This is a genomic window from Moorena sp. SIO4A5, assembly GCF_010672005.1.
Classification (GTDB): Bacteria; Cyanobacteriota; Cyanobacteriia; order Cyanobacteriales; family Coleofasciculaceae; genus Moorena.
Map to the genome: position 1 here is coordinate 1 of NZ_JAAHHZ010000517.1, position 3434 is coordinate 3434.

Here is a 3434-nt window from a genome sequence, read left to right on the forward strand (position 1 = left end):
ATACCAATTATCGAAAGTCACTGGATACTTAGTTACTTCAAATTGCTAATATGTCGGTTGTTTGGCAATTATTATCTCTCTAGCTACTTTTGATAACTGGTATAAATTTGGTTCTTGTGCAATACACTTGTGAAGTAGATATTATGTTAAAAGAATCAGAAATTCGACCGGATGAATTAATGAAGGCTCAAGCGGAGCGACTGCTAGCTGACATTAGACGCTTACTAGAGCACAAGCAGAATTTTGTCACTGTCAATTGCCCTGCATGTGCTTCCCATGAAAGTCACAAAGTATACGAAAAATACGAGATTCAATTTGTGATGTGTGACTCGTGCGAGACTGTATATGCAAACCCTCGACCTAGTCCTGAACACCTAGACGAATACTATCGAGAATCTGAAAATTACGCTTATTGGAATAAGTATATTTTCCCTGCTTCTGAAGCCGCTCGACGCGAAAAAATATTTAAACCACGAGTGCAAAAAGTTATTGATATTTGTCAACAATTTAATGTACCAACCAATACACTATTGGAAGTAGGAGCAGGGTTTGGAATTTTCTGTGAAGAAATTCAAAAAACAGGAGTTTTTCAAAAGGTGATTGGGGTTGAACCAACACCAGACTTGGCACAAACCTGCCGTAATCGTGGTATAGAAATTCTTGAAAAGCCGATAGAGGAAATTAATTTTGGAAATGAAGTCATTGATGTAATCGTCAACTTTGAAGTAATTGAGCATCTCTTTGCTCCTAGTAAGTTTGTAGCCAAATGTTATGACTTGCTAGCTGATGGAGGAATATTTATTCTAACATGCCCGAATGCTAAAGGGTTTGATATCGTAACTTTGGAGAATAAATCTAGTGCAGTTGATAATGAACATCTAAATTTGTTTAATATCAAGTCTCTGACAATATTGTTAGAATCTTGTGGGTTTGATGTCATTGAAAATCAAACACCAGGAAGACTGGATGCTGAATTGGTGCGTAAGCAAATTATCTCCGGCGATTTTGATGTCAGCCATCAACCTTTTTTGAAACAAATTTTGATAGATGAATGGGAGAATAAAGGCGAAGCATTTCAAGATTTTTTATCAACAAATAATCTCTCATCAAATATGCTATTGGTGGCTAGGAAGCCTTAAATGAATCTTATTATTCGTGCAAATGCTTCTCTAAAAATAGGTACAGGTCATGTGATGCGCTGTCTAGCCTTAGCTCAAGCTTGGCAAGAAACAGGGGGTGAGGCTATTTTTATTCTGAACACAGAAGCATTTGTGCTGGAAGACCGTCTGCGATCGCAATCAATGGAAGTTGCTCACCTATCAGTTTCTTCTGGAAGTACTGAAGATGCCAAGCAAACAGCAAGTTTGGCACACCAGTTTGGTGCTGATTGGGTGGTGGTGGATGGCTATCACTTCGGAGCTGACTATCAGCGAGTGATTAAAGACGCCGGGTTACAGCTGTTGTTTATTGATGACTATAGCCATGCAGCGCACTACTGGGCTGACTTGGTGTTGAATCAGAATGTGTATGCCCATCAGGGACTGTATCCTAAACGGGAATCCTACACCCAGCTGCTACTAGGTACTAAATATACACTCCTGAGGAAGGAATTCTGGCCTTGGCAAGGCTGGCAGCGGCAGATTGCGACCGTGGCACGGAAGGTGCTGGTTACCTTGGGGGGAGCAGACCCTGATAACGCGACCCTGAAGGTGATTCGGGCATTACAGCAGGTCAAGGTTGAAGGACTCGAAGCAGTGGTGGTGGTGGGGGGGAGTAATCCTTATTATGAGCAGTTACAGGCAGCAGTGCATGATTCGGGGGCAGCAATTACCCTCAAGTATAATGTGACGAATATGCCAGAGTTGATGGCTTGGGCAGATATTGCGATCGCAGCTGGGGGCAGTACTGGTTGGGAGTTGGCCTTTATGGGACTACCAAGTTTGGTGGTCATTCTAGCTGAAAATCAACGGGAAGTTGCGGATAAACTGGATGCTTTTGGTGCTGCAATTAATTTGGGGTGGCATACAGAGATTCTCTGTGAACCCCTGGCAGCAAAAATCAATCGGTTACTCAATGCCTCAGAGTTAAGGAAACAGATGATTGAGCATGCTCAAGGGTTAGTTGATGGTGAAGGCAGTGCCAGAGTCCTGATGCACCTGCAGGATCAAAAGCTCAGGTTGAGAGCTGTGGGTGAAGATGATGGTGAATTGCTGTGGCAGTGGGCGAATGATCCAGAAGTTAGGTTACGCTCCTTCTCATCAAAGCCTATTCCGTGGGATGAACATGTTCAATGGTTCAACTTGAAACTTAAGTCTTCAGATTGCAAGTTTTATATTGCATTGAATACCCAAGATATCCCTATTGGTTCAATTCGATTTGACATTGATCATAATGAGGCAACAGTTTCAATCTGTGTAAATAGTGAACATAGAGGTCAGGGGTATGGCAGTACACTCATAAATCTGGCTTCTACAGCTATATTTAGAACGTCACATACAGCTAAAATTAACGCCTATATTAAGCCAGATAATCTAGCGTCTATCCGAGCCTTTCTGAAGGCAGGCTTCAAAGAAGTGGAAACACTCACCCTCAAGGATAAGAATGGTGTAAATGCGAGGTACTTAGTTAAACAACGTCAAAATTTTATTCACTAACTTAATTAAAATGCAAGAGATTACTATTTATGATCACAAGGTGGGCTCAACTTCTCCTCCATTTATCGTTGCCGAAATGTCAGGCAACCACAATCAATCCCTTGAACGTGCCCTAGAAATCGTCGAAGCAGCAGCTAAAACTGGCGCTCATGGTCTAAAAATCCAGACTTACACTGCTGACACCATGACCTTGGACATTGATGAAGGTGAGTTTTTCATCAATGACCCCAATAGCCTCTGGAAAGGAAACTCACTGTACAAGCTATACCAACAAGCCTACACACCCTGGGAATGGCACAAACCTATATTTAACCGCTGCCAAGAATTAGGCATCATCGGCTTCAGCACTCCCTTTGATGCTACAGCAGTTGATTTTCTCGAATCTCTAGATGTTCCCTGCTACAAAATCGCCTCCTTTGAAAACACGGATTTACCTTTGATTCGCAAAGTTGCTAGCACTGGTAAACCCATGATTATCTCCACTGGTATGGCCACAGTAGCAGAACTAGACGAAACAGTAAGCACTGCCAGAGAGGCAGGATGCCAGGATTTAATTTTGCTCAAATGCACTAGTACTTATCCTGCTACCCCTGAGAATACCAACATCCTCACCATTCCCCATCTGCGAGAACTCTTTGACGTACAGGTTGGTCTCATCGATATCACTGAGCGCAAACAGGCGGAAGAGGTTCTGCGTAGACAGGCTCTGATTTTTGAGACTATCTTCGATGGGATCATAATCACGGACTTAGCCGGTAAGATAATTGATTGGAATCCCGC

Annotated in this window: 3 protein-coding genes; all 3 read left to right on the forward strand. The window is 42.5% G+C overall.

The window, feature by feature from the left end:
• Window positions 1–143 precede the first annotated feature (143 nt).
• A complete protein-coding gene (locus F6K57_RS40230; protein ID WP_293074483.1) occupies window positions 144–1139 on the forward strand; it encodes a class I SAM-dependent methyltransferase in 996 nt (331 codons plus the stop codon).
• Window positions 1140–2654, forward strand: a complete 1515-nt coding sequence (pseG, locus tag F6K57_RS40235) for a UDP-2,4-diacetamido-2,4,6-trideoxy-beta-L-altropyranose hydrolase (protein WP_293074486.1) — start codon at window positions 1140–1142, stop codon at window positions 2652–2654.
• A 10-nt stretch (window positions 2655–2664) separates the two neighbouring features.
• A partial coding sequence (locus F6K57_RS40240; RefSeq protein ID WP_293074489.1) for an N-acetylneuraminate synthase family protein occupies window positions 2665–3434 on the forward strand: 770 nt, incomplete at its 3' end.